The organism is Salegentibacter profundi, assembly GCF_054121475.1.
Genome location: NZ_JBSYGG010000018.1, coordinates 1 through 26656 on the forward strand (window position 1 = coordinate 1; position 26656 = coordinate 26656).

Genomic DNA, 26656 nt, shown 5'->3' on the forward strand with positions numbered 1-26656 from the left:
TTTTTATATAATTGCAGTATCTTTCAAAGTGGCACTGTTTGACCGAAACAGGTGGCACCATCACTCCGAAATAGCCACTTCATATAGAAGTTGATTTTTCCTTGCCCAGCAATAGGGTAATTTGGGTATTAAACCATTTAATTAACCGAAGAACCAAACCTCAGAAGATAAGAATGGATAATGGTCCAGAGTTTATTGCTAAAATAGCTTCAGAGTGGAGTCAGATGCATGGAATAGACTTCCAGTATATCCAACCAGGAAAACCTACCCAGAATGCTTTTATTGAACGATTCAACGGAAGTTATAGAAGAGGAGTTTTAAATAAATATATTTTTGAAGACTTAGATCAGGTACGGGAACAAACACAAATCTGGATGGATGATTACAATCATCAAAGACCCCATGATGCTTTAGGAAAAATGGCACCTATAGAATATGCAAAAATTAATACTCTCTTAGAAACCACAAATCAAACTAAAAACAATAATTTTATACCATCAAGCAGTTCTAATTAGGGGAAGCTTACAGATAGGGAATTGGTTTGCCTTTTTAATATGCCAATAATTAATTTTTTATTTGTTTTGATGAACTTTAAATACTTTTTTGGATTTGAGATATTGTAATAGCTGAAAAGTTCAGAAGCTTCATCTATATTTTCTTTCTTTAGAATTTCTAACAATTCATTTTCATTCAACTCAATATTTAACGGTATAGAAACTGATAGTTGTTTAAACCATTTAATGAGAAAACCTAAACCTTGATAACTCTCAATCTTATTCGAATAAGTGTCAATATGATTTGATAAATAATTAGTGAATTTTAATATATCAGATTCTTTTATATCATACGGAGTTAGTTCTCCAGACTTCTGTGAAAAAAAATTTAAACCTGGAAATTTCTTTCCTAGAGATCCATTTAGGTTTTTAATTGTGTCCAGTTTAGTGAATGGTAATGTTTCTGTAATAAATAGTTCAATTCCTCCGTGATTGAAAACTTCGTCAAAAACTGCTTTGTTTTCTGTCCAATATTGTAATGGTTCACTATGCATTAAACCGTCAATTGCATAAACCATTTCAGAAAATTTTTGTTTTGAAACAAGCTTAGCTAAATCATCATAAAATGTATCTTTTAATTCACTTTTTACAAGTGGGGAGATTGCAATAAAGTAATCATAAATAAAATCCTCTGTGATTATCTTATATAGAGATAATAAAGTTTCTGTAATAGGTGCGAAATTGTTTAGGATATCTACTAAATGTTGTGACCTTACAGGATGGAGTCCTTCAATAAACTCTTCATCAAATCTTAAGTAGAATTCTTTTTCTAATTGTTTTAAAGTCTCTCCTCTATCTGTTGTAAATCCAATATTTTCTTGAATATGATTTATAAGTCTTATTGATTTAACTTTTAAATTTAAAACATCAGCAATAGAAATAAGACGAAGGATTTCTATCTTTGAATTAGCATCATTCTCAGAGTTTAATTCTTTAATCTGCGTGTTCAATCGATTAGATATCATCTCTCCCTTGGTTAATAGATATACATACTCAATTAATAATCCTTTTGGCTCAATTTTTTCCCATACAGATTGCCAGTTTGAAATCTCTAAATGTATTTTATCTCTATTTTTTAGTTCTAAAAATATTTTCTCGGCCTCGTTTATAGATAAACTTATATCTATAATTTTGACACTTGTTTTAGATAAATCTAATCCATATCGATACCAATCTACTTGACGAGTAGTTATTAAAAACTTAACTGGTAAATTATGTGTGATATCTATTAGTTCGTAATATCTTGATAAGATATTATTCAGTCCATCAATAACAATAATTGGCAATTCTCCAATTTGTACTCGAGATTTTAAAAAATCAAATAAGCCAGCAATATTGCTATTTTCATTGCAATATTTTAATTCGTAAACAGAGTAACCTTTTTGTTTTAAGTCAAAACTTGTTTGCCAAACTAACGTAGATTTTCCTTGACCGCTTGAAGATTTAATTACTATTACACTACACTTATCTATAGCCTTTAAAATTTGGTTATGCCACTCATCTCTTTTTACTGGTAAATTTTGAACGATATGAATTGGTTTTGCTGCTTTTCCTTCGTAATAATCATCCCTCACGCTTGAGTTATCATTACTATTAAAATCGATTTTTTGTATCCAATTATTTTCAACTGCAGGATTGGTAGGGCTTTTTGAAAAAGAATCTGTTACTGATTGAAATATTCTTTTTAAATCTAAATACGTTATCGATGTACGTTCTTTTGAGCAATTAAATGAACTATAAAACAGAGCTTTTAAATATTGATTTTCTGTACCTAAGTTGATGTTGAATTTTTCAAACAAGTATTTACTACAACCTTCTATTAAATAATGTTCTGAAACTTTTATAAAATGGATATTTCTAATAAAATAGTCAAAATCTATATCAGAAATGTCTATTGGCGAATCTTCAAATTTCTGTTTCCAAAAAGTAACAGTTTTATCTGTTATTTTTTTAATTACTAAGTCATTAAAATTCCCTTTAGTTAACCTAAAGTTGTAGACAAGTTTTAAGCTACAATTGGGGTTAATTTTGAATGCTTCTAAGAAGTTTTGTAAAACTCCCATTTTCCAGAAACTACCTGCGTCTATTTTATTAATTGAAGATTTAAGTTGAATGTATTGATTGTTATCTATCTCAATAATATCCAGGTCTTCGATACCTTCTAAACGTATAAATTTTGAAGGATTTGAACTATCCAATTCATTTAAAAGAGTAAAACAAGAATAGAGTAATTGAAACCCTACTCCTCGAAAATTTATAGCACCTCCAGTTCTCTTAATTGCTAAGTTATTGAGCGATACATTCAAATCCTCATCTATAGAGTAAGTATTATTGACAACAGGCCTTTGCCTTTTTAATATTTGTCTTTTTCTTTTAGATTTTGACATTTTTTTAATTCTTAAAAATTTCATTCAAAGATTTATCATCTTTAATATTCTCAAAATCTTCATTAATTATAATATCATCCTTCTCTATAGTATCATCTGTATCTAGGCCCTTTTTTAACCATAACAATGAATTCTTAGCGTCTCCTATAAGGGAATACGCTCTTGAAATTTGAATAGAACAACTTCCTTTTTCTAGTGTTTCACCAATCTCTAAATAATTTATTGCCTTTTCTAAAAATAGTTTATTGGTTTCAGAAGACGTCTTATATTTTTCTATATATGCGATGCCAAGATTAAAATATGCATTAAAATGTTCTTTGTCTATTTTTATTGTGTCTTCTAAAATTAGGATAGAATTATCTAAAGCCTTCTCTGCTTTTTCTTCCTTGAGTAAACGAGATTTGTGCAATAAACAAAAACCTAAATTGTTCAATACTTTAACATCGGAATCATTTATTTTTTTCGCTTCAGCATATTCAATAAACGCTTTTTCACAATATTCAAGACTTTCCATATGCATTGATAATGACATATACTTATTACCCAAACGATACTTTATTTCAGTACTAACACCATATTTGTCTTCTAATTTTTTTAAGATTCCTATAGCCTTATCGTAATGTATTTGGAAGTTTTCTTCATCAAAATCTCCATATTTACCCAGAATGGAGGCTAGTAATAAGTTATAAGACAGCTTATCGTTTTTTTGTATTGCTATTTCAATATGCTTAATTGAATTCTCAAAATATTTTTCATTGTTACTGTCACTAATATTAGCAAGTTCCCAATAAGTAGTAGCTAGTCTTTCGTAAACAATATCGTCATTTGGATAAAACTCAATTCCTTTATTGAAACTTTCAATAGCATTATGAAGTTCAACCTCTTTTTTATCAATCTTTTCTTCTTTAAATGCTATTTCCATTTGAAGCATCCCTGAATTACTAAAAACTTCAAACATTGTAGGTTCATATTTTAAAGCTTCTTTTAAATCTTCTAATAATTGCCTTCTTAGTTGATTGTTTATTGTTCCATTAAAATTGGCTAATTTTAATTTTGATAATGCTCTATTAAGGTAAGGTCTTCCGTAAGTTGAGTCTAAAGAAATTGCAATATCATAATAAGACAACGCTGCCTTCATAATATATTCTTTTTGAGCTAAAGGTTTTGCTTCTCCAGCCTTAAAGGTATCATTGGCATAGTTATATACCACAACAGATAAGTTTCTTATAAGTTGTTTTTCTCCTGTAGCCAGAACCCTACTCTTTAAATCTTCGAAGTTTATTCCAGATGGTCGTTTTTTTTCATTATAGGATTCTATTTCATCGAGTAATGCTTTATTTGCATCACTTGTATTTGTTAAACGAATATTCATTGCCTCGATAAATCGGTCGGTACCATAAGCATTTTTAATCTTTATAGAACTTCCTGAAAAACTTTCAAAACCAATTAATCCATCTTCAGGATTTCCTAAAATCATTATAGGTTCAATGCTTGATAAATTACCTTGAATTACCTTATTCGATTTATATGACATTTTATGCTCCTTAAGTAAGGAGAAAAACTCATTAATAAATAACAGTGATTCATCTATTAATGGAAGTAAAAATTCATCTAAGTCAACGGATTTTTTAGCTACTCCGTCAATTTCAACTTCTTTACCTTTAATTATTATGAATTCATTTTCAATTAGAGTATACGATGAATGAGCAAATGCGTTACGAATTCTATTATAATATAAAGATTGTAATTCTTTTATAAAATCATCAAATCGGCATTGAACCCCGTGGTCTAATAAACGATTAATTTTTTCAGTCGGAGTTATATCTTCTTGATCATATCTATTATATAAATTAGGAATATATCTTAAGCCCTGGGCAGTAGCGACCCTTAACAAATTGCCAAGTATATTATAGAGCTCATCCATCTCGTATATATGTCCATATAATAAAAGACCCAAACGAGTTTTTGTATGTTTATCAGATGTATTGTTTATAAGGTTTTCAATCTCCTTTATTAACCTTTCACTCTCGTAGAAATGCGAAAGAAATCTTTGGTCACCCATTCCATTATAACCAATAAGGATATTTATGAATTCAAATTCATCTACTTGTTTCGCTAAATCGAAAAGTCTTTTTAGTTCACTGACTATATTCACATTAGGCATACCTTAATAATTTCTTTTTCATAAAGATAAAAAATGTTAACAATCACAATTTTGCAGCATTTTAAAATCGATAAGTCGCTCATCTAAGGGAATACTCCACTCCTTAATTTCTCTCGACTTATTGAAACCGTAAACAACCAACGTCTATTATATTGTTTTAGAATATGAGGATGAAATTCAAAAGTATATGACGATTCATCATTAAACCCTTTATAGGTCCTTTGGAGTGGTTGCTTATTCTTAATAGTTAGATATAATGGATTGAGATATTTTATTCCTTTGTATTCTTCATTATGATCATAAAATAAGATCTTAGATATATCATTTTCCTGAGCTTCTTCATCTTGAAATTTTATTAAGGCTTCAGCGAGCGGCGGAATCCATCTAAATCAGAATCAAGTTGGCGTAATTGAATTTGCTCTCCATCATAAGTTTCTTCAAGTTTTTGGTTTAAATAAGAAAGAAGCTTTTTCTTATTTAACGCCAATTTTCTAAAACAATAATCTAGAATATTATACCGTTAATGGGCGTGCTTACTGTTTGCCATATAGTGCCCTTAAATTCGCTCAATTATTTCTTCCTTCAACCAGTCAAATGCTTTTTCCTGATCATATTCAATTTCTGATCTTAACAAAGCTTCCATATCACCTATAAAGTCAGAATCTTTTTCCTTCTCTTCTATATTTAATAAAAATTCTTTAGCACTTGGTGATCGACCTACAGAAAAATCCGTATAAGTCTTAAAAGACTTTAAAATCAGGCCAATGTCTAGATCCATATTTCGTCTAGAATAGTCCAAATCGAAGAGATCTCTACCTTTACTGCGTTGATATAAAGCTCTTAATTTTGTTCCCAATAATTCGTTGATATTATAAGTACGAATATTCGCTTTTCCTTCAAACCAGTTGCTTTTCACTTCAAAAGGATATTCAACCCAGGGCAAGACATTAAAATGTTCTTTACAGTTTATTTCTAACTTTAGCCTTAGTCTGATATTCTCATATTCTGAATTGAATCGATATAGTGCTTTTGCTCCGTGTCCTTTAACTTGAGTACGCCTTTCTTCTTCAAAGAAAGTAACGACTTCACCTATCCGTTTCATAATTGGTTTAATTGGTCCCGGTTTTATTTGCACCAGGTCAATATCTTCTGAATAACGTGGAGCAGGATTCAAATACAATTTATGAAGTGCTGTACCCCCTCTAAATGCCAAATTCTCATTTAAAAAGTCATCAGAAAACAATTCTACTAAAGTTCTGCTGATCACTAAATCTTGTTCAACTTGCATAAATTCTTTCCAGGGAGCATTAACCTGCCATTTTGCTATATCTGGTCTTGGTATCATAAATCACTTTCCATTTTAATATTTACATCAACTTTCCAGCGATTGTTAACCGCACCTGCTTTTTGATTTGATTTAGGACTTAGAAGAACAGGATAGAACTTATGAAGATTTAAATGATTGTAAATTAATTCGGCAGTTTCAGAATTGGAATTATATTCATTTAGCAAAAAACCAAAACGTTGCAATACGCTTCTTTGGGAATACCAAGAGAGTAGGTCTTTTACGTCAGAGATTTCTACTTCTTCAATTAACTCTACTAAAATGGAAAGTGTTCTGTTCAACCCTCCAATTTTGGATTGATGGTGTAGTAAATCGACTGCTGTTAAAGCTGGACTGGATATTTTAAACATCCCAGCATCCCCTTTTCGATTTAAGATATTTTTTTCTGGCCAGTTAGAAACGGTAAAAAAGTCAAGTTTAATAGCCCCTTTTGAAACGGAGAGTAATGGAGATTTATCGTGAAGTATATACTCTTTTTGTATTTGTTGGTGGCTCGCTCCATAATACCTTGCTGCAGAATACAGCCCTAAATAATAGTTTCTATTTAAAAAACTAAATAGTTTATCTATGTATAGTTCAATTGGTAGTTTGCCGGAATGAGAATACCTGGGCGGAATAATTAGATAGAATTTATGCCGGAGGGAAACCACATCACCATTACCCACGGCATAATAGAGATCATTACGTATCAAAGATTCCGATTTACCTGAGGATCCTTGAACTAATTCATCCCAGGTAAAAGCGTACTCTTCAAAAGACAATCTCTCTTTTATAAAATCACTTAAACTCAACTTTAGTAAATTTTCGAGAAATATAGTGATTTTTGCCTTATTTCTCGAAAAATTACTAAAAAACTTAATTAGGATCTTGCAGAATAAAAATTCCGTCGTATAATTAAATATTATCGGCCATATCTTGTTATTTGCGATGGATCGTTTTGTTGGTGGGAGTACCTAAATACAGCTACAGGTAGAAATTCTGGTGTTTTTTCTAGCCTGTTAAATGATTTTTAAGGAAGGGTTTGGGGCTTGTTCTCACAATGGCTCCCCATAGTTCTTATTCTTACCAGTATACAAGTTGTCCCGATGCTGGCCTGGTTGCTTCACCATTTGATTATGTTTTATTTCGTCGGCCTTTATCATCCAATTTTGCGCACAAGCCTGCCAGTTTGTGATCGGATTTTTACCATTTAATTTCCAACCTATGGATTCGTAAAAATTATAAAATTTTTTAGCTTCCAGCGGACTCCTATTTTCTTTTTTGAAATATTCAATAACTACTTGTTCATTTTTTGGACCTATTTGTTTATAAGAGTTTATTATATGTTTACTATGATCTTTATTAAAAGAGACCATTTTTTGAACAGATGACTGTTCAGAAACTGGATACCTCTTATTCATTTTTTGAACAGATCGCGCATCAAATCTGAACATCTCAACGAGTGAACCGATTTGCGGATTATGGGAGGGGTGGTATTGAAGGTAACCCCAGTTTTTTAGATCCCGTAGTAATTTATGGTAGGTAGTCCTGGAACGTATTTTGGCCAGAGCCATCACCTGTTTACTGTTAACCATGATCGTCTTTGGAAAGCGTTTCTGATTCCATATTTCAAAAAAGGCCAGGTATAAGCTGCGGTGAGAGGAAGAGATCTTGTTGTCATCTGAGAATTTTCGCAAGGCTCCATTGAGATGGCGTATGTAGTTAACCTCCCTCATTTTCTTGGATTTTCAGGTTTGTAAATTGCTTTGCTTTTCCAGGGTGTATTCTGATAATTCAATTCCGAATCTTGTTCCGAAAAAAATAAGATAAAATAGATGTTTAAAGGCATAACGGATGATTTTAATAACTGATAGAACTTGCTTTAATTCCGGTTTCGATGATTTTCTTTAGTTGTTTGTAAGCGAAACCCACTTTATTCTGGGGCAGGTGTAATACAGGCAGCTGCAGCCCGGTTTGTCGGATCATTTTAAAAGCGATCTTTTTCTCATTGATCCCCAGGTTTCTTAAGGACAGAAAATATTGTTTTGGATCCTTACTTAGCATTTTTCTGGCGGAATAGCTTTCCACGTAATTCCGGTTGTACTGGAACATCTTGTCAAAAGCTCTTTCAGAATTCTGAAAAAACCGATCTCGCTCAAAACCCCGCTTTACGATTTTGCCATGCATCTTCACTTCTGAAGCTTTGTATTTGCTGCCCGGGGAAAGGCTGTAGGTATTTGAAGCATCTTTTCGGCTTACAATGATATGGATATGGCTTTGCAGTCCTTCTTTTTTCATTCCTGGTTCCACTACCTGTCCTCGAATCTTATAGGGAGCATCTCGGACCAGCTTTTGAATTTCATTTTTAAGTTGCCGGGTGTTTCCGGGTATTTCGCCACGTTCTACCTTTCCAAGTTCATTTCGCAATTTGGCAATCTGCTTACTGTAGGGTTTATTTTCCCGAATAGCTACATCATAACTTTTATAGGATCGCTCATGTTCAATTTTGGCGAAGTATTTAATGTCATCAACATTGATGGGCCTCCCTTGGATCTCCCGGTTAAAAGAAGTGGCATATTCCTTCATAGCTTTACGGACAAAAGCCCGGAGTTTTTCAGGATTATTATGAATATGTTTTAATTCGTACTGGCTGGGGTTTATGGTGATAGAATAATATTTGGGTTCTTTGAGTTTTAACTTCGCTGTATTCCCATCGATCTTTTTAATTACCTCATACGGGCGTATTTTATCCTCATATTGATTAAAAAAATATTCCTTTTCCGACGGGCTTTTTCCCTGATTTTCTTTTTCCAGATATGTCACAAAATCTCCTGCACTTTGTGAAAAGGCGGCACCTAATTTTTGAGGAGAGATGGTGATATACATTTAGGTCTTATGTTTTATAGCTATTTTAATTCGTTCTAACTCTGACCGAGGGATATTTAACTTTAGATAATCCGCCCCAAAGGTGTTACCCTTTATTTCCACATTTCGTAGTAGGTACTCCAAATCTTTATTTGTTGCTTCTACTAAATCCTGAAGTCGAGTGATTTCTAATTTCAATTGTTCCAGGCTTTTTTCTTTGGAGGTGGAATTTTTTTCCTTTTTGCCAACTTCCACTTTTGGAACCGAACGCCCTTCCAATAGTAATTCAAGCATTAACAAACCTGGTTTGGTCTGGGTCTTTTCAATATTTTTGAGAATGGCAATTACGGCATCAATTCTTTTTTTAATAAGCTGTTCCAGGCTTACTTTTGAAGGCACTAAGGTCTCAAAAGGGGAGAGGTTATTTTTCTCAAAAAAGTCCAGAATCAGGTCTAAAGTTTCGGATTGGTTACTATTGTTCTTTTTAGAAAACTCCCGGAACCTCTTTGCTGTATTTGCTTTTAATTGCAGCCTTGATTTTGACATAATGGATACTATTTTAATACTTGCTGGCTACAGCCATCATTGATTTTACAGAGCCTTCCAGTGGGGTATATCCAGAAGGGTGGATATTTTTTAAAGTTTCAATTTTAAAAAGCCCTGTAAAATCAGGCTTTTACTAAAATCGAAATCGAATAACACCGTGAAACGTGTTACCCTCTTGCTATTCGATTTCGTCCCGCAGGCGGGACGAAATTTCATACAAGTTGGTTTGCACCAACTGCATTTCTTTAAGGGAATTAAAAAACCCTTTAAAATTTTTTATGGGTATACCTATTTAGTGAAAGTCAAATCAGTGTGATCTCAGGTTTAGGAATCAACAGAAGATCACCACTTTAAGATACTAATTATAACAATTCAAATAAAATTTATTATTCATTTAATCTGGTATCTATTAGTTTGATTTGATATAAAAACCCTCAATTTTTTTAAAATGAAAAAAATACGACGGCAGATTTTCGATTTTAGATCCCAAAAAAGCACTCAAAATTTCCACACTTAAATTGAAAAATCCTATTCCATTCTTTTACCTAACTCACTCATTGACCTAATTTTTAAATGATTTACTTATTATATCCAGAGCATTTTCCTTTTTTTGGTTTTTAACCACAGACTAGAACGGTCTTTTTAGGTTTTGGATTGATACTTCCTCTTCCTTGCTGATTTACTTCCTATAGAGCCGTCACATTACCTTTTTTGATGCTTTTATTTTACAACATCCTGGCTTGGTAAAGCGTATAAAAAGAGTAGGCGAAGCCGGAACGGCTTTATGCCGCTGTCCAGGAAAGGATGTTGTTTTTATGCGTCACAAAAGGGAATGGCTGTTAGGACGACGTTTAATTAAGGATTGAGAAATACCACTATTTTTCTTCGGAAATAAAACCTACGGTTTGAAATTCAATCAGGCGGACTTCATTGAATAAATTTCGAGCTGGAGTGAAGCGCTCCGATTTTTTCATCGGGTTAGCGGAATGGAAGTCGAAATTTATTCGATGGTGTCCAAGATCTTTTGAGAGAAGCGCTTTTCCCGAAATGAAGCTTTTGCGAAATGTAGTGGGAATGGGCTGAACGGGTTTTACACTCATTGCTATTGATACCAAGTGAAGAAGATTTTGTTAGTGGAAACCGTCTAGCACTTCCTAAAACCTCTTATAATGCCGGAAAAATTCACTTGGTAGTAAGGACCAAAGGAAATTCAAAAAAACTAAAACAGCCATAAAACTTAAAACTATAGATCCTGATTCCAAGTCATACGATTTAGAAGTTCCCAAACGATTACCAAAAAATCCTGATCCAATTATCCAGGAAATGTTTTCTGATAATCCGAGGAAACACCCAATTGTGAATAATATTAGAGATTACAGCAAAAGGTATGATTACGGAAGAATTTGGGTTAGTGCCTCAAAAAAGCCATATAAGAGAGCTCTTTGTTTTTTAGATACTTTTATTAAGGTGATGAAAGCAAGAGGCTATTATTTTTTATTCTGTTATGAGCGGGCCTACATAGTGATTGAGGGGATTGAAATTACCATCCGGATGCGTGAGCGATCAAAGAGAGTTTATGATATTGAAAAGTCTGGTTATAGATCAAGCAAATTAGTGTCTATGACTTTTAAGTCTCATTACAGGAGAATATTCTCGTAAAAAAGAATGGCAGGAAACTGCTAATAATACACTTGCTGAAAAATTACCTTTAATCATCGAATATTTAGAAAGGAAGTCCAAGGAGGAACGAAAATGGAAAGTTGAAAATGAAAAACGATTAAAAAAAGAGGCTATTGAAAAGAAAAAGCAGGACGACCCCGTAAAATCCAACCGACCGACCTCTGACTGACAAACACCCGACCCGATCTGCCGACACTGAAAAAAATTAAAAAAGCCCAACGCTTTGTTAAACCCTGACAGCTTTCGCAACTTACTCCTTTTTTCCGAAAACCATTTTTCGGTGTTGCAAGCCCCATTCTATCATAGCATCCAAAACCGTATTGAGGTGGTTTCCCGATTTTGTCAGTTCATACTCTACCTTAACAGGAATGGTGTCGTAAACCGTGCGGATTACAATCCCATTGACTTCCAGGTCTTTCAACTCTTTGGAAAGCATACGGGGCGTAATCTTAGGAATTTCCCTTTCCAATTCCTTGAAGCGTTTTTTACCAAAGAGCAAAGAACCTATTATCGGCAATTTCCATTTTCCGTTCAACACATTCATGGTGTCATTTATGGCTAATACAAACTCCCCTGAACACTTCTTTACCCTTTCTAACTGTGATATTCTGCTCATTTTATATTGTATTTGCTTATACTATACTAAAGTATAGTGATATACTCTGGTATGGTAGTTACTAATGTATAGCAAATTAAGTATCTTTATATCGTTAACGAAATAAATCATTAAAAAAATAAAATGAATTATGAGTAAAATGTTTATTACAGGAGCAACAGGACAGTTAGGAAAGTCAACTATTAACTTTCTCTTACAAAAAGGAATTGCAGCAAATCAAATTTCAGCATTGGCTAGAGATGAAGCTAAGGCAGCAGAATTAAAATCTAAAGGTATAGATGTCAAAATAGGCAACTATGATGATTTTGATTCCTTACGCACTGCAATGCAAGGTATAGAAACGATGCTTTTAATTTCTTCAAGCGAAATGACCAAAAGCAGAGCGGTTCAGCACATCAATGCAATTAAAGCAGCAAAAGAAAATGGTGTGAAGCATATCATCTATACCGGTTTTATGAGAACCCATGAAGACCCCACATCTCCGCTTTGGTTTATAGCCGAAGATCATGTGAAAACAGAAAAATACCTTAAAGAATCCGGCATTACTTATACCATTTTTGCAAACGGTTTTTATATGGATATGTTGATGGATTATGTGGGTGAACAGGTATTGGAAACCAAAACCATTTTTGTTCCGGCAGGTGATGGAAAAATAAATTTTGTACTGCGTAACGAAGTTGCTGAGGCACTTGCTAATGTTTTAACTACGGGCGGTCACGAAAATAAAACATACAACATCGGTATCGAACAACCGGTGTCGTTTGTGGAAATTGCTGAGTACATTTCTGAAATTGCCGGAGTTGCAATCAATTATGTTTCTCCCGAACCGGACGCTTATCAACAAACCTTAATGGAACATGGAGTTCCGGAGGATTACGCACGTATGTTTACAGCATTTGCAGTTGCTTTTGCAGCCGATACTATGAATGTTTTTACTACTGATTTAACACAACTGCTCGGCCGTAAACCCACTACAGTTAAAGAATTTCTTTTGTCAAAATTTAAAAAATAAAAGTTCTTCTCACAGTAAACATATTGTAGTTTGAGTTCAACCTATTAGTATGACTCAACAATAGAAAATAGAAATTTGATGGATATTCTTTTCAAGAAATGATTGGAAAACTTTATAGGCTTAAAAGTAAGTTACCTTATTTGAGTAATTAGTAATGTATGAAAAAGAAAATTGAATTTGGCATTTCCACCTTTGCAGATGTTATGCCCGACCCACATACGGGTGTAACTATTTCACATGCAGAGCGAATTCGAGAAGTGGTTGATGACATTCTTTTATCGGACGAGTTAGGCATTGACTTTTATGGCGTAGGCGAGCATCATCGTAAGGAATTTGCCGTTTCATCGCCCGCCATCGTCTTGGCTGCAGCTGCGGAAAAAACAAATCACATTACTTTGGGTAGTGCTGTTACCGTTTTATCTACCAGCGACCCTATTCGTGTGTATCAAGACTTTGCTACAATTGATGCCATTAGTAATGGACGAGTAGAATTGCTGGTTGGGCGTGGGGCATTTACCGAATCATTTCCTCTGTTTGGTTTCGACCTCAATCAATACGATTTATTGTTTGATGAACGACTTGATTTGTTACTTAAAGCAAGAGATAACGAATTTGTTAGCTGGAACGGAAAGACAAGAAGCCCGATTGACCACTTAGGCGTTTATCCACGTACCGAAAAGCCTTTGAACATATCTATGGCCTTAGGCGGCTCACGACGTACCGTCATAAAAGCAGCAAAACTGAGACTTCCAGTGGTTTTGGCTATGTTGGGTGGCAATATTGCTGATTTCAGTAATTACGCAAAATTGTATCGCGCAGTAGCACAAGAAAGTGGACACGATTCGGAGCACTTAAAATTTAGTGTTCAAGCACACGGTTTTGTGCTTAACAACAGCAAAGAAACAGCTGACACATTTTTTCCATACATACAGTATTACAGAAATCACTTATTGGGAGAACGTGGTTTTCCACCTTACACCCGAGGCGACTTTGATTACGCTCGCTCAGCAGGACAAGGATTATTTGTAGGTGACCCCGAAGAAGTCGCTGACAAAATTATGCTGCTAATTAAACACTTGAACATTGACAGGTTTATCATTCAGATGCCTTTGGCAACTATGCCTCACGATATAGTTAAAGAGGCAATTAGGGTTTATGCCACAAAAGTAATTCCGCTTGTTAAAAAAAAATTGAAGCGGGACTATTTAAATGACAAGAATAATGGCCCTTAAAATCAGTTAAATGGAAAGAAGAAAATTCATAAAAAACACATCAGCAACAATAATAGGTATGGCTACATTAAATGAACTAAAGGCATTTACCGATGCTTTACCCACACAAAGCAATAAAATGCCGATACTGTTTACCTCTCACGGAAACCCTATGGATATTCCTGTTTCAAGAAGTGACAGGGAATTTTGGCAAAAGCTTTATGATTTAGGAATTAATCTACAAAAAAGATATGAAGTAAAAGCGGCACTGGTTGTATCAGCACATTGGTGTACTAAAGGCACATTCGTAAATGTTTCTACTGATCAAAAACAGATTTACGACTACTATGGTTTTCCCGATGAATACTACAAAGTGTATTACAGTGCCAAAGGTTCTCCCGAAATTGCTCGCGAAGTAAAGAAAATTGTTCCTTCCGTTTCCGAAACAACCGATTGGGGATTAGACCACGGTGCGTGGCCAATGCTTATGCACTTATTTCCAGATGCCAATATTCCAGTTTTCCAGCTAAGTATTGACTATTACGCCAAACCCGAATATCATTATGAGTTAGGAAAACAACTCAAATCATTGCGAAACAAAGGGGTGTTAATAATTGGTAGCGGTGCACTTATCCATAATTTGCCATTGGCAATGCAAAAAATGCGTACAAACAATACGACTCCTTATGGCTGGGAGGCAGAATACGATGCTTGGATCAAACAACAGATTGATTCCCGAAATTTTTCCAATCTCATTAATCACCAAAACAGTCATAAGTTAGGAAAATTAGCCGCACCTACGCCCGATCACTACGTGCCTGTACTTTACAGTTTGGGCCTTATGGATCAGCGTGATGAAATTAAATATTTTTTCGAAGGTGAGCCAACTATTCCAGCTTTTAGTGAGCGTAGTTTTATTATAGAATCCTGAAAAGAAAATTTATTGTTATTTTGCTCATATACTTGTTTTTTGAACTAATTATGGACAATTAAAATTAAAAAAGGGAAACAACAACTTATATAAATACTAAATGAAGGTAGAATTTTGGAGCGATGTGAAAAAATATAAATTAGAAAGAAATGACAGAACAAAACCTTGAATTTTTTAAACAAGTAATTGAACAAGATATTCCAATTCATAAATTTTTAGGACTGAAGTTATTAGTTCTCGAAAAAGGATTTGTTAGGGTTAGTGTTCCCTTTAAAGATGAAGTAGTCGGAGATTTTAGGAGAAACAGATGGCACGGAGGAATTATTGCAACAATAATGGATTCTGTTGGAGGAATTGCGGGCGGAACTCACTTCAACTCTTTTGAGGACAAGTTATCAACAATTGATATAAGAGTAGATTATCTGAAAGGAGCAGAAGCATCATCAATAATTGTAGAAGGTAAAATTGTTAGGTTTGGAAATAGAATACTTGTAACGAAAATGAAAACCTTCCAAAATGACCAGCTAATTGCAGAAGGAAAAGGTGTTTATAATTTTTTTTCCAAAAATAATTTAACAGAAAAGTAAAAATGACTTGAAATTAAAATCTAACTAATATTGTATTAACAAGACTTCTGTAATTATTAATAAAATTCATTTAATACTGAGAAACGTAAAATATTTTTTGAATAAAATAGAAAAAGCCAATTGCCAATCGAGTAGACGGCTCCTCCGTTAATTGACGGAATGCGTCTCTCACACCACCGTACGTACGGGTCTCGTATATGGCGGTTCGATAATGAAACTCATCGATTGTAGTATTCGATTAAACTAACATAGCCTTTCATTTTTAAACGTTTTATGGTAATGGTGGTACGCAAAATGGGACTTTGAGCTACCGCCCAGCCACCCATTCGGGTACGACTCCAGGCATAGGCTTGATCTGGAATAATTCCCAAGCGAATAAGGTTTTTCCTCTTCCTCTCGGGCTTTTTCCATTGATGCCAGATGCAATACCGTAAACGATTCCTTAGCCATTCTTCCAGCTTTTTAAGCTTTCCTTGAATAGATGCCGGTTTAAAGTAATTTATCCAGCCCCTGAGCAATAAGTTGATTCTGTGGATACGCTCTTCAAAGCTTGCAGGAATTGTCTTCTTGGAATATTTTAAGTTTTGACTTAAATGTATCCCATTTTCTTATAGGTTGCTCATCCAATCTTATAGCCTCATATCCGGTTCCTGTTCGTCAGTACCAGGGTTTGTAGTTCCGCTTCCTTCAGTCCCAACTTCACAGTTGGCAACCTTACTCCACTCTTTTGTTCTTTCTGATTTAACTATCAAAATTTAGAGAATTTAAACTTAAGACGGTATCATTTTTTCGGTTTTTCATTTGTTCATCATTTGTTTGGTTTCTTTTAAGCGGTAAGATTCTCCGTTCATATTTATAAGATGTGCTTTATGGGTTAGCCTATCTACTAAGGCAGCTGTTAGTACAGGGTCACCGAAAATCTCCTCCCAGCGTTCAAAACCGAGATTGGTAGTGATTATGGTTGATTTACGTCCGGCTCGTAAAGAGAGATGGTTGAACAGGAGTTCGGATCCTTCCTTATCAAAGGAGACGTAGCCAAATTCATCACAGATGACCAGATCATAATTCTCAAAGCGTGCCTCTGTTACTTTTAAGTTGCGCTGGGAGTGCGATTCCCGTATTTGGGTTAATAGTTTATGTACTGTGGTAAATAATACTTTATAACCTTGCAGGCAGGCTTTCAGGCCAAGGCCTATGGCTATATTGGTTTTACCGGTGCCAGAATTCCCGGCCAATACTATATTCTGTCCGGATTCTATAAAATCAAGACGTTCCAGTAAAGGAAGTTTTTCCATGGCGCTGGGCGGTAATTGATCCCGCTTTAAATCATTTAAATACATTTTTGAGGAAGTTCGCTTGTCGGATATGGGATTTCTTACGGTTCTCTAAGCGTCCTTTATATTCCCGTTCCATAAGTTGTAAAAGGAAGTTTTCATAGTCCAGGCGCTGCTGGCAGCCTCTTTTGCCAATACCATAAAATCCCTTCTAAATATGGGAAGTCATAATTCTTTACTGTAGCTCACAATACGCTCGTTGATCGTTTTATCCATAATGTTCTTAATTTGTTAATCTCGATAATTGTTAAGGTTGTGATTTAGCCATCGCTGTAGTTTGGGTCCATTTAAGGGGTTCAAAATGATCCTGCTTGTTTCCTAAGAGGGCTTTTATTTTTTTCCGTGGTCAGCTGCTTTACTGCTTGTTCTAGCTTTTCATTCGTGATGGCATGTTGCCGGCAATAATCCAGTAGATCAATAAAGTTACGGGACTCTCCCATAAAATGGGCTTCATAAACCTCTTTTAAATACCTGGAGCTTGCTAGGGCCATACTCCCTGCCAGGGCTCCAGGTATACGTTTAAAGGTATCGAGGTAGTGATCGATTTTAAAAATCCACTCGTGTAGGTGATAACTTCGGTGGTGAGGGACCACTTTGTGATCGTTATGGTAAAACCATAGCTCGTTGCTCATAATTTTAACCTGAACAGATTCGCCTACTAAATGATCGGGTACCGAGTACCGGTTGGTTATGTAGCTTACCGTAGCGTATTTATCTACTCTAAGCTGAAACTGGTCTGAGCAGAGCAGTCTAGTGGGGAGCACTAGCAGAGCGGCCCTTTCCTCACCAAGTAGTTCATTGGCCGTCTTTCCGGTGAGTTTTTCCCTGGTATTATCCAGGGCTGCTATTTTAGTATGAAGCCAGGCTGTGGCCTCTTCCACATCCGTGTAGAGGCATTTCACTGCGAAGCTCTTACCCCGGATATATTCGACGCTGCGTTCCACATGACCCTTTTCATTACCGCGATAGCTATTGCAAAAACGATGGCTAAAATGATAGTGGCCACGCAGTTGCAACAAGGCGCGTGTGGGTTCTTTTTCGTGGGGTCCTATGAATTTGGATACTGCTACCCACATATTATCATAGACCATTTCCTTATAGACGACCCCTTGCAAGTGTTCGAAAAAACTTACGTGGGATTCCATATAGGCCAGGGTATCCTGACGCTGATAAATAGTAGAAAAACGATAGTTACTGTAAGTGGCTGTAAAAACAGCCAGCTGAAAGCGAAGTAGGTTTCCGCCTATATAAAGCTTGATTTCTCCCCAGTCAAATTCACAGACCGCTCCCGGAATATACTCCTGGCGTATATAGGCTTCTTTGGGCGCTGTCTTCCCTTGTTTTTCTTTAATGTAATTGCAGACGGTAGTGTAGCCAATATCAATACCTTGCTCTTGCAGCAGAAGGTGAATATCACATTTTTTAAGAAATTGCTTTCGAAGTCTCTGCAGCCTTTTCTCTTCATTGGCTGCCAACAGCTCATCGATAGCCTGCTGTGCTTCTACAGTGAGTTTTAATTTTTCACGCTTCTCTCGATGGTAGACTGGCGGATTTGACAAATACTTCGTAATGGCCTCTTGAGGAGGCGAGCCTGACTGTAATCGGGCTTCAAATTCAGTAATGTACTTTTTTACAGTTTTTCTGCTGATTCCAAGTTCTTTGCTTATCAATCGTTGGCTTTTGCCTTCAGCTAAATCAGAATTGTGAGAAGAATACGCTCTCCTTTGTGATTGCATTGCTTTAATATAGCCGGGAAACGTACGTGGCTTAAACTGCTTCATCGTTAGGTCGTGTCGTCTCTTAATCTCCGTTCTAATGGAACCAACGGGGTTAAAGTGAGGTACACAGCTCGATGATCGGTGGTAATATTGGAAAAAGCCTGGCTTCAGAGAAAAGTATGTCCAGCTTCCTTAAAGAAAACACTCAGCTAAACCTGGTCGGGAAAACGGTAGAGCTTTCTACCGGGATGGTTAAAGCTATAGCAAAACAAATAATTAAGAAAACAATCTCAGAAGGTATGGATGCCGGCATGGGTTTCTAAATCAAAATTATGGCAAAATTAGAACAACTTAGTGAATTGCTAGTTGCAGAGATCAGCCAATTTGAAAAGACGGTGGAGAAACTAGAGAAAATTCAACAGCAGAAAGTTAGGTATAGATAACAGGGCTACCGAACTGCAATTTAAAAAGCACGAGGAAAAGGTGAAGGAAGTCCTGGAGTATCATTCCAAAGAAATGCAAGATCTTAAAATATACCTGTAAAATGCAAAAGCCTATCCAGGCTGGGCTTTGATCCTGTTGTGTGGTTCGCTAATTATTAATGGGATATTGTGGAATTACTACATTAGACTAGATACCAAGTTGAATAAATATTATTGTTAGTTCTTAATTTAGCAATTATGAGACGTAAAGCCAAACATTACACTTTAGAGTTTAAACAAAAAGCAGTAGAATTAAGTTATGCCAAAGGGAGTGTAGCTCAGGTTTGTGAGGATCTGGATATTCTACCTGCTGTGTTTACCGTTGGCGTAAAGAGCAAAAGAATTACGGAAAGAACAGTTTTCCCGGTCGCCGTAATCCTAAGATGACCGAAGCGCAAAAGGAGATAGCCCGTTTAAAGAAATAGCTAAAAGAAGCCGAGTTAGAACCTGATATCTTAAAAAAGGCCATTGGCATCTTTTCCGCGAGCGACAAGAAAAATACAGGTTCATAAAACAGCATCGTATGAAATTTTCTGTTGAGAAGATGTGCACACTATTAGCAGTAAGTAAAAGTGGTTATTACCATTGGTTGAAATCTGGATCCTGCAACCTTTGGAAAGAAAATCAGAAGCTTTCTTCACTAATCAAAGATAAATTTGAAGATAGTCACCAGAGTTATGGATCCCCAAGAATAAAAGCTGAATTAGAAGCCATAGGTTTTAAGGTCTCCAAATCGCGCGTAGCCCGTATAATGAAGGCAAATTATTTATACGCCAAGAGAAAGCGCAAGTTTAGAACGACCACCACTAGTAATCATAAATACCCCACAGCACCAAACTTGTTGCACCAATGCTTTAAAGTAGTCGTGCTAATCAAATATGGGTAAGCGATATTACGTATGTTCAGACCAAGCAAGGTTAGAGTTACCTAACGGTAATTATAGATCTATTTAATAGAAAAATTGTGGGATGGGCTTTAAGTGATATGCTAAACACCGAGGATACTGTTATAAAAGCTTGGCAGATGGCTATTAAAAATACAACATTCAAGCAACCCTTGATTTTCCATTCAGACCGGGGTATTCAATATGCCAGTCAAAGATTTACTAACCTGCTTAAAAGTTATAATGGCCTAGTAGAACAATTGATGAGCCGAAAAGGAAATTGCTGGGACAATGCCGTAGCAGAGTTTTTTTTGAATCTCTAAAAGTAGAGTGGGTATATTGGCATAAATACAAGCTTAGGTCGCAGGCAGAGTTATCCATCTTTCAATGGATAGAAACCTGGTACAATACCAGAAGAAGACATTCTTATTTAGGTAACAGAACCATTAAAGAATTTGAAATAGATATGTATAACCAAAAACTAGCAGCATAGTCACTCAACTTAAAGTCGTGTTTTTTGTTGCAAGTCCATAACTTCTGTTTTTGTAATTACTGGAGTGTAGACTTAATGAAAAAAAATATCAGCTGGAGTTAATTTACTTGTGCGAAATATTGGGTATTTAAAAACTAGGATACTTTTTTAGTTTTTTAGTTTTTTTGGAAGTATCTTTGCATCCGATTTACAAGATCATAGAAATAAAACCATAATTGAAATGAAGAAAATACTGATTGGCTTATTTTTCACACCTCTCTTTGCCTTTGCCCAAGATCCTGTACAGCTGGATCTAAATGAGGCGGTGGCTTATGCCTTGGAACACAAGGCAGAAGCTGAAAAAGCCCGTTTAGACATCAGGAAAGCCGATGCACAAATCGCCGAAGTGAGGGCGAATGCTTTACCAAATCTTTCAGCAAATACAAATTCAACGTATAATCCCCTTTTACAGGAGAATGTTTTGCCCGGGGAAATCTTTGGATTACCGGGGGAAGATATAGCCGTGGCTTTCGGAAAAGAATGGACTTCAAATGCGAATGCTCAGCTCACACAGGCGCTGTTCAATCAACAGGTGTTCACCGGACTTAAGGCTGCAAAATCTACCAAGGAATTCTATCAGCTTAACGCGCAGCTTACCAATGAAGAGATCATTGAAAGAGTGGCTACAGCTTATTATCAGGTATACCAGGCCCAGGAAATGCTGGAAAATATTCAAATCAATCTGGAACTTACCGAGCAAACAGTAAAGATTGTAAAAGGCCTTTTTGACAACGGCCTTGCCAAAAAGATCGATTTTGACCGCAGCACTGTGGTGCTTAACAATCTACGTGCAAACAGGCAACAGGTGATCAATAGCGTTGAACTTAGCGAAAATGCGCTCAAGTTCATGATTGGAATGCCTATAGTTCAGGAAATAAGGCTTCCGGAGCAAACTTTTGCACCTGCCATCTTACCCGAAACCAATACCGGTTCTGTTGAAAGAACAGAACTACAGCTATTGAACAAGCAGATAGAGTTGCTTAACTGGCAGAAAAAAGCCAGCCTGGCCGAATATTATCCTTCCCTTTCACTTTTTGCCAACTACGGCTGGTTGGGCCAGGGAGATGTTTTTCCGGTAGGGAATGGCGAAGATAAAGGAGTATACTGGTCTGACCTTGCAGCGGTAGGTGTTAATATAAACATTCCCATCTTTAACGGCGGAGCCACACGGGCGAGAGTCAAACAAGACCAGATCGATATCGAAAAAGCGCAGCAGGATCTTCAGGAAACTCAGCTGGCATTGGATCTTGCTCATGCCAACGCGGTTGCACAGCTGGAGAACAGTCTGCTTACCATTCAGGCCCAGCAGGAAAACGTGGCGCTCGCCAGGGAAGTGCTGGAAGACACACAAAACAACTATGGACTTGGATTGGCTAGCTTAAATGATATGCTCGATGCAGAAAGGGATCTTTCCGCAGCAATGAATAATCTCACCAATGCCCAACTTGATTACAAACTTGCAGAAGTGCAACTCTTAAGGTCACAGGGAAAATTAGAAACGCTTATTAATAATTCACTATAAAATGAAAAAGAAATCTATAATAACAATCGTCGCTTTAATAGCTGTTGCTGCTATCTTTTTTCTGATCCTTCAGAATAATAAAAGTAAAAACGAAGCAGAACTCAGCATTGTGGCACAGGAGAATACTAATATCGCTGTGAGAACTGCGCCTGCAAAAGAGGAAAGCATCAGCGGACAATTTACCGTTAACGGAACCTTCCAGCCCGAAACCCGCGCAAATATTTCAGCAGAAATGGGCGGACAGGTAGTGGCTATTTACGTGGAAGAAGGGGATGAAGTAAAAGCCGGCCAGGTGATTGCAAAACTTTCCGGAGATAAGATCAACGTGAATCTGAATAATGCAAAAGCAAATCTTGATAACGCCATTTCTACTCTTGAAAGATATGAAGCAGCTTTCGAAACCGGCGGCGTTACCGCAGTACAGCTCGACCAGGCACGTTTGCAGGTTCAGAATGCAAGAGCGCAATTTGACTCTGCCAGCCTTAGCTCGGGAGATACCAGTGTACGATCTAAAGTAAGTGGTATTGTAAACAAGAAAATGGTGGAACTGGGAATGGTTGTAGCTCCTGGCACCCCTATTACTGAAGTAGTGAATATCTCCTCCCTCAAATTGAGGGTGGAAGTAGATGAGGCAGTTGTAAGCCGCCTTGAAGTAGGCGACACTGTTGAGGTGGTACCCAGCGTGACCAAAGATACCATTAGCGGAAAGATCACCTTCATTGCTCCTGCTTCTAACGGAGCATTAAAATTCCCTGTGGAGATCACAGTGAGTAACGAAAAAGGTCAAAGAAGGGCCGGGATGTACGCAACTGCAGTATTCAATCAATCGGGAATGGATAATGTTCTTACCATCCCAAGAGAAGCCTTTGTAGGTAGCGTGAGTGACAACCTGATTTTTGTTGTCGAAAACGGCAACGCGGTACTTAAGCAGATCCAGACAGGGGTGAACTACGGGAATAAAGTGGAAGTAACTGCGGGTCTCAGTGAAGGAAATGTGGTAGTGACCAGTGGACAGATTAACCTTACCGATAATACGGCGGTAAAAATTCTAAAGTAAGACAATGAAGTTAGTAGAAGTATCTATAAAAAGGCCTAGCCTGGTGATCGTAATGCTAGCATTACTGATCATTGGCGGACTTTTCAGCTATAGTCAGCTCAATTATGAACTGATTCCAAAAATGGAAATAAAAGTGGTGACCGTGATGACTATTTATCCCGGTGCATCACCAGCCGAGGTGGAGAATACAGTATCCCGTAAAGTAGAGGACGCCGTTTCTTCCCTGGAAAATATCAAGAAGATCCAGACCAAATCTTTCGAGAGCTTATCTGTAGTGACGATAGAGTTCAACAATGATGCAGATGTTGATTTCCTGTTAAACGAAGCTCAGCGTAAGATCAACTCCATTCGTTCAGACTTACCTGAAGATATCGAAGAGCCTTCGCTCTCGCAGTTCTCCCTTTCAGATTTACCTGTGGTAAGTTTAGGGGTGACCGCAAATCTTTCAGAAAATGAACTTTATGATCTTATCGATCAAAAGATTCAGCCTGAGTTTTCCCGACTTTCTGGAGTAGCCCAGGTAACCCTGGTGGGTGGACAGGAACGGGAGATAAGGGTAAACCTTGATCCCAACAAACTTGAAGGCTATGGACTCACTGTGCCGATGGTACAGCAGATCATTAGTGCCTCTAACCTCGATTTTCCAACAGGAAACCTTACTACAAGGGAAAATACGACGCTTATCCGCCTCTCCGGAAAACTCCAGTCTGTTGATGAGCTAAGGAATCTGGTGATCGCTTCCGAGAACGGACAAAACATTCGTTTAACTGATGTTGCTGAAGTGCAGGATACTCAAAAGGAGACCGAAAAGATCGCAAGGATTGACCGTCAAAGTACCATTTTATTACAGGTTCAGAAACAAACCGATGCGAATGCAGTAACGGTGAGTGAGCTGGTACAGGAAAAAATGACCGATATAGAAGAACGGTATGCTGAGCAGGGCGTTGAGCTTACGCTGGCAAATGATAGCTCCACCTTTACCCTTGCAGCTGCAAATTCTGTGATCAAAGACCTTTTGATTGCGGTAGGCCTTGTGGCATTTGTGATGCTTTTCTTTCTGCACAGTTACAGGAACGCGCTTATCGTTATGGTGGCAATCCCTACCTCGCTTATTGCGACTTTTATTGGCATGTTGCTGCTTGGATATAGTTTGAACCTTATGAGCTTATTGGCCCTTTCCTTAGTGGTTGGTATTCTTGTGGATGATGCCATTGTTGTTATTGAGAATATCCACCGGCACATGGAGATGGGGAAAAACAAAGTACGTGCGGCTTATGACGGGGCGAGTGAAATTGGATTTACTGTTACTGCAATCACCCTGGTGATCGTCGTGGTATTCCTTCCTATCGCATTGAGTACAGGACTTGTGGCCAATATTATCGCTCAGTTCTGTGTGACCGTGATCATCGCTACTTTGCTGTCCTTGCTGGTTTCCTTTACTGTGGTGCCGTGGCTTTTCTCACGATACGGCAAGCTGGAATTAATTAGCGGGGACTCTTTCTTCGGAAAGATCATCCATAAGTTTGAAGCCGGGCTTAACTGGTTTACCGAAGAAGTCACAAAGATCCTTAACTGGTCTTTGGACAACAAGGTCAAAACTTTTCTTGTGGTTTTTGTACTCTTTGTAAGTTCCATTGCGCTTGTAGCTATGGGCTATATAGGATCTGATTTCTTCCCGAGAACCGACAGGGGAGAATTCCTGGTACAACTGGAAATAGATAAAGATGCTTCGATTGAGGAGACCAACTTCATCACCCAGCAAACTGAAAATTACCTTTCTCAGCTACCCGAAGTGGAGCGTATGATTACCACTGTAGGCCAGTCTAGTAGTGGAGGATTTGGAGGCGCACAGGCTACAAATAATAAGTCTGAGATCAATGTTACTCTTGTAGATAAATCTGAAAGGGATGAGAAAACGAATGTTTTTGCAGCTAAACTGAAACGTGACCTGGAGCAGGAGCTGGTAGGTGCAAAAGTAACGACTGTACCTGTAGGAATTATTGGTGCAGAGCAGGCACCGTTGCAAATGACTATAATTGGAGACAGTTTTGAAGATGCACTGGCTTATGCCGAAACTGCTGAAAGCATTTTGAGAAATATCGATGGAGCTACCGAGATTGACCTGAGTGTTGAAGAGGGAAATCCTGAAATTTCGGTCAATGTTGACCGGGATAAAATGGCTTCTCTAGGGCTCAACGTTGCGATGGTAGGACAAACTTTACGTACCGCCTTCAGCGGAAATAACGACAATAAATTCCGTACAGGAAGCACAGAATATGATATCAATATCATTTTTGATGAAGCATCCAGGAACAATATTGAAGATGTAAGGAACATTCAGTTCATGAACAATCAAGGACAGCGCATCAATCTTGCGCAGTTCGCCGATATCAGCTATGAATCGGGACCTTCTTTGCTCGAGCGTTATGACCGTTCTCCTTCGGTGACCATTATGGCGCAAACTGTAGGTAGGACAACAGGTGCTGTAGCTCAGGAGTGGGAAGAAATGTTAGAGAGTGCTAAGAAACCCAAAGGCGTAGCATGGACCTGGGGTGGAAACATGGAGAACCAGAGCGAAGGTTTTGGAACCCTCGGGATTGCACTTTTGGCAGCTATTATCCTCGTGTATATGATCATGGTGGTGCTGTACGATGACTTTGTGAAACCTTTTATTGTGTTGTTTTCCATTCCGCTGTCGTTTATCGGGGCGCTTTGGGCATTGGCACTTACTAATAACAGTTTGAACATCTTCACCATTCTGGGGGTCATCATGCTTATTGGACTGGTAGCCAAAAATGCCATTTTACTGGTAGATTTTGCTAACCATAGGCTCGCACATGGAGAGAAGATCCGGGATGCATTGATCCAGGCAAACCATGCACGTTTGCGACCTATCCTTATGACCACTATTGCGATGGTCTTTGGGATGTTGCCAATTGCACTGGCATCTGGGGCGGCTGCCGAGATGAGTAACGGGCTTGCCATTGTGATCATTGGGGGATTATTATCTTCCCTGTTCCTAACACTGGTCATCGTGCCGGTGGTCTTTATGATCTTTGTTCGTCTTGAAGAAAGGTTCACCAGGACAGAAAAGAATAATTATGAGGAGTTGATGGTGGCCGAATACGAGCACATTCACCCCGAGATGGAAGTAGAATTTGATTAAGAAATAAAGGCTGACCGTTCTCTGGCGGTCGGCCTCTTTTTTTTGAACTTCAGCAGAAAGAATCGAGGTTCATCTTTGAAAAAAC

The 26656-nt window shown here is 37.2% G+C and carries 21 protein-coding genes and 3 pseudogenes; 11 read left to right on the forward strand and 13 right to left on the reverse strand.

The window, feature by feature from the left end; translation table 11 throughout:
* Positions 1 to 77: 77 nt before the first annotated feature.
* Positions 78 to 515: pseudogene (locus tag ACW6NC_RS15475) on the forward strand (integrase core domain-containing protein); the annotation flags it as partial.
* Here the strand turns inward: ACW6NC_RS15475 and ACW6NC_RS15480 are convergent.
* The 9 genes from ACW6NC_RS15480 to ACW6NC_RS15520 form a co-directional block, all read right to left on the reverse strand.
* Positions 512 to 2965, reverse strand: coding sequence for a P-loop NTPase (locus ACW6NC_RS15480; RefSeq protein WP_457867404.1), 2454 nt, complete (start codon positions 2963 to 2965; stop codon positions 512 to 514). The pseudogene ACW6NC_RS15475 and the gene ACW6NC_RS15480 sit on opposite strands and share 4 nt — an antisense overlap.
* Entirely contained in the window at positions 2946 to 5105 is a 2160-nt protein-coding gene (locus ACW6NC_RS15485) for a hypothetical protein (protein WP_457867406.1), read from the reverse strand. Before ACW6NC_RS15485 ends, ACW6NC_RS15480 begins: the two co-directional genes overlap by 20 nt.
* Before the next feature lie 556 nt (positions 5106 to 5661).
* Positions 5662 to 6450 (reverse strand): nucleotidyl transferase AbiEii/AbiGii toxin family protein, encoded by a 789-nt coding sequence (locus ACW6NC_RS15490; RefSeq protein ID WP_457867407.1) that lies wholly within the window; start codon positions 6448 to 6450, stop codon positions 5662 to 5664.
* Entirely contained in the window at positions 6447 to 7241 is a 795-nt protein-coding gene (locus tag ACW6NC_RS15495) for a type IV toxin-antitoxin system AbiEi family antitoxin (protein WP_457867408.1), read from the reverse strand. The genes ACW6NC_RS15490 and ACW6NC_RS15495 overlap by 4 nt, the downstream gene beginning before the upstream one ends.
* A 243-nt stretch (positions 7242 to 7484) precedes the next feature.
* A complete protein-coding gene (locus ACW6NC_RS15500) occupies positions 7485 to 8165 on the reverse strand; it encodes a hypothetical protein (RefSeq protein WP_457867409.1) in 681 nt (226 codons plus the stop codon).
* A 124-nt stretch (positions 8166 to 8289) separates the two neighbouring features.
* Complete coding sequence (gene mobB / locus ACW6NC_RS15505) at positions 8290 to 9315, reverse strand: MobB family relaxase (RefSeq protein WP_457867411.1); 1026 nt, start codon at positions 9313 to 9315, stop codon at positions 8290 to 8292.
* Positions 9316 to 9840, reverse strand: coding sequence for a BfmA/BtgA family mobilization protein (locus ACW6NC_RS15510; protein ID WP_457867412.1), 525 nt, complete (start codon positions 9838 to 9840; stop codon positions 9316 to 9318).
* An 875-nt stretch (positions 9841 to 10715) separates the two neighbouring features.
* Positions 10716 to 10955: a hypothetical protein gene (locus ACW6NC_RS15515; protein WP_457867413.1), complete on the reverse strand. Its 240-nt coding sequence runs from the start codon at positions 10953 to 10955 to the stop codon at positions 10716 to 10718.
* Between the two features lie 815 nt (positions 10956 to 11770).
* Positions 11771 to 12136, reverse strand: coding sequence for a winged helix-turn-helix transcriptional regulator (locus ACW6NC_RS15520; RefSeq protein WP_457867414.1), 366 nt, complete (start codon positions 12134 to 12136; stop codon positions 11771 to 11773).
* A gap of 130 nt (positions 12137 to 12266) precedes the next feature.
* Between ACW6NC_RS15520 and ACW6NC_RS15525 the strand changes: the two genes are divergently transcribed.
* From ACW6NC_RS15525 to ACW6NC_RS15540, 4 genes are all read left to right on the forward strand, one after another.
* Positions 12267 to 13148 carry an SDR family oxidoreductase gene (locus ACW6NC_RS15525; RefSeq protein ID WP_457867415.1) on the forward strand — a complete coding sequence of 294 codons (882 nt, stop codon included), beginning with the start codon at positions 12267 to 12269 and terminating at the stop codon, positions 13146 to 13148.
* Between the two features lie 158 nt (positions 13149 to 13306).
* A complete protein-coding gene (locus ACW6NC_RS15530) occupies positions 13307 to 14380 on the forward strand; it encodes an LLM class flavin-dependent oxidoreductase (protein ID WP_457867416.1) in 1074 nt (357 codons plus the stop codon).
* Between the two features lie 10 nt (positions 14381 to 14390).
* Positions 14391 to 15290, forward strand: a complete 900-nt coding sequence (locus tag ACW6NC_RS15535; RefSeq protein ID WP_457867417.1) for a dioxygenase family protein — start codon at positions 14391 to 14393, stop codon at positions 15288 to 15290.
* 149 nt (positions 15291 to 15439) lie between these two features.
* The gene (locus ACW6NC_RS15540; protein WP_457867419.1) at positions 15440 to 15877 is read left to right on the forward strand and encodes a hotdog fold thioesterase; all 438 of its coding nucleotides are present in this window, start codon (positions 15440 to 15442) and stop codon (positions 15875 to 15877) included.
* Positions 15878 to 16095: 218 nt separating this feature from the next.
* Here the strand turns inward: ACW6NC_RS15540 and ACW6NC_RS15545 are convergent, their stop codons facing one another.
* The 4 genes and pseudogenes from ACW6NC_RS15545 to istA all read right to left on the reverse strand — a co-directional run bounded on the left by ACW6NC_RS15545 (position 16096) and on the right by istA (position 18992).
* Positions 16096 to 16248: a hypothetical protein gene (locus ACW6NC_RS15545; protein WP_457867443.1), complete on the reverse strand. Its 153-nt coding sequence runs from the start codon at positions 16246 to 16248 to the stop codon at positions 16096 to 16098.
* 66 nt (positions 16249 to 16314) lie between these two features.
* Positions 16315 to 16395, reverse strand: a pseudogene (locus tag ACW6NC_RS15550) (group II intron maturase-specific domain-containing protein); the annotation flags it as partial.
* A gap of 279 nt (positions 16396 to 16674) precedes the next feature.
* Positions 16675 to 17217 carry an ATP-binding protein gene (locus tag ACW6NC_RS15555; protein WP_457867420.1) on the reverse strand — a complete coding sequence of 181 codons (543 nt, stop codon included), beginning with the start codon at positions 17215 to 17217 and terminating at the stop codon, positions 16675 to 16677.
* A gap of 290 nt (positions 17218 to 17507) precedes the next feature.
* Positions 17508 to 18992, reverse strand: a complete 1485-nt coding sequence (istA, locus tag ACW6NC_RS15560) for an IS21 family transposase (protein WP_457867422.1) — start codon at positions 18990 to 18992, stop codon at positions 17508 to 17510.
* A 116-nt stretch (positions 18993 to 19108) separates the two neighbouring features.
* On the opposite strand from istA, the gene ACW6NC_RS15565 reads away from it, so the two are divergent.
* From ACW6NC_RS15565 to ACW6NC_RS15590, 6 genes and pseudogenes are all read left to right on the forward strand, one after another.
* The gene (locus ACW6NC_RS15565) at positions 19109 to 19252 is read left to right on the forward strand and encodes a hypothetical protein (protein ID WP_457867423.1); all 144 of its coding nucleotides are present in this window, start codon (positions 19109 to 19111) and stop codon (positions 19250 to 19252) included.
* Positions 19253 to 19261: 9 nt separating this feature from the next.
* A complete protein-coding gene (locus ACW6NC_RS15570; RefSeq protein ID WP_457867425.1) occupies positions 19262 to 19372 on the forward strand; it encodes a DUF6730 family protein in 111 nt (36 codons plus the stop codon).
* 213 nt (positions 19373 to 19585) lie between these two features.
* Positions 19586 to 20787, forward strand: a pseudogene (locus ACW6NC_RS15575) (IS3 family transposase).
* Between the two features lie 220 nt (positions 20788 to 21007).
* A complete protein-coding gene (locus ACW6NC_RS15580) occupies positions 21008 to 22348 on the forward strand; it encodes a TolC family protein (protein ID WP_457867426.1) in 1341 nt (446 codons plus the stop codon).
* A 1-nt stretch (position 22349) separates the two neighbouring features.
* Positions 22350 to 23405 carry an efflux RND transporter periplasmic adaptor subunit gene (locus ACW6NC_RS15585; protein ID WP_457867428.1) on the forward strand — a complete coding sequence of 352 codons (1056 nt, stop codon included), beginning with the start codon at positions 22350 to 22352 and terminating at the stop codon, positions 23403 to 23405.
* Positions 23406 to 23409: 4 nt separating this feature from the next.
* Positions 23410 to 26571 carry an efflux RND transporter permease subunit gene (locus tag ACW6NC_RS15590; protein ID WP_457867430.1) on the forward strand — a complete coding sequence of 1054 codons (3162 nt, stop codon included), beginning with the start codon at positions 23410 to 23412 and terminating at the stop codon, positions 26569 to 26571.
* The last annotated feature ends 85 nt before the right edge of the window (positions 26572 to 26656 follow it).

What these genes read in the sequence shown, in the direction of transcription:
- ACW6NC_RS15585 (WP_457867428.1), top strand. Translation starts at nt 22,350, where the DNA reads ATGAAAAAGAAATCTATAATAACAATCGTCGCTTTAATAGCTGTTGCT.
- ACW6NC_RS15480 (WP_457867404.1), bottom strand. Translation starts at nt 2,965, where the DNA reads ATGAAATTTTTAAGAATTAAAAAAATGTCAAAATCTAAAAGAAAAAGA.
- ACW6NC_RS15565 (WP_457867423.1), top strand. Translation starts at nt 19,109, where the DNA reads ATGTCCAGCTTCCTTAAAGAAAACACTCAGCTAAACCTGGTCGGGAAA.
- ACW6NC_RS15520 (WP_457867414.1), bottom strand. Translation starts at nt 12,136, where the DNA reads ATGAGCAGAATATCACAGTTAGAAAGGGTAAAGAAGTGTTCAGGGGAG.
- mobB (WP_457867411.1), bottom strand. Translation starts at nt 9,315, where the DNA reads ATGTATATCACCATCTCTCCTCAAAAATTAGGTGCCGCCTTTTCACAA.
- ACW6NC_RS15490 (WP_457867407.1), bottom strand. Translation starts at nt 6,450, where the DNA reads ATGATACCAAGACCAGATATAGCAAAATGGCAGGTTAATGCTCCCTGG.
- istA (WP_457867422.1), bottom strand. Translation starts at nt 18,992, where the DNA reads ATGAAGCAGTTTAAGCCACGTACGTTTCCCGGCTATATTAAAGCAATG.
- ACW6NC_RS15590 (WP_457867430.1), top strand. Translation starts at nt 23,410, where the DNA reads ATGAAGTTAGTAGAAGTATCTATAAAAAGGCCTAGCCTGGTGATCGTA.
- ACW6NC_RS15530 (WP_457867416.1), top strand. Translation starts at nt 13,307, where the DNA reads ATGAAAAAGAAAATTGAATTTGGCATTTCCACCTTTGCAGATGTTATG.
- ACW6NC_RS15570 (WP_457867425.1), top strand. Translation starts at nt 19,262, where the DNA reads ATGGCAAAATTAGAACAACTTAGTGAATTGCTAGTTGCAGAGATCAGC.
- ACW6NC_RS15525 (WP_457867415.1), top strand. Translation starts at nt 12,267, where the DNA reads ATGAGTAAAATGTTTATTACAGGAGCAACAGGACAGTTAGGAAAGTCA.
- ACW6NC_RS15535 (WP_457867417.1), top strand. Translation starts at nt 14,391, where the DNA reads ATGGAAAGAAGAAAATTCATAAAAAACACATCAGCAACAATAATAGGT.
- ACW6NC_RS15485 (WP_457867406.1), bottom strand. Translation starts at nt 5,105, where the DNA reads ATGCCTAATGTGAATATAGTCAGTGAACTAAAAAGACTTTTCGATTTA.
- ACW6NC_RS15510 (WP_457867412.1), bottom strand. Translation starts at nt 9,840, where the DNA reads ATGTCAAAATCAAGGCTGCAATTAAAAGCAAATACAGCAAAGAGGTTC.
- ACW6NC_RS15540 (WP_457867419.1), top strand. Translation starts at nt 15,440, where the DNA reads ATGACAGAACAAAACCTTGAATTTTTTAAACAAGTAATTGAACAAGAT.
- ACW6NC_RS15500 (WP_457867409.1), bottom strand. Translation starts at nt 8,165, where the DNA reads ATGAGGGAGGTTAACTACATACGCCATCTCAATGGAGCCTTGCGAAAA.
- ACW6NC_RS15555 (WP_457867420.1), bottom strand. Translation starts at nt 17,217, where the DNA reads ATGTATTTAAATGATTTAAAGCGGGATCAATTACCGCCCAGCGCCATG.
- ACW6NC_RS15580 (WP_457867426.1), top strand. Translation starts at nt 21,008, where the DNA reads ATGAAGAAAATACTGATTGGCTTATTTTTCACACCTCTCTTTGCCTTT.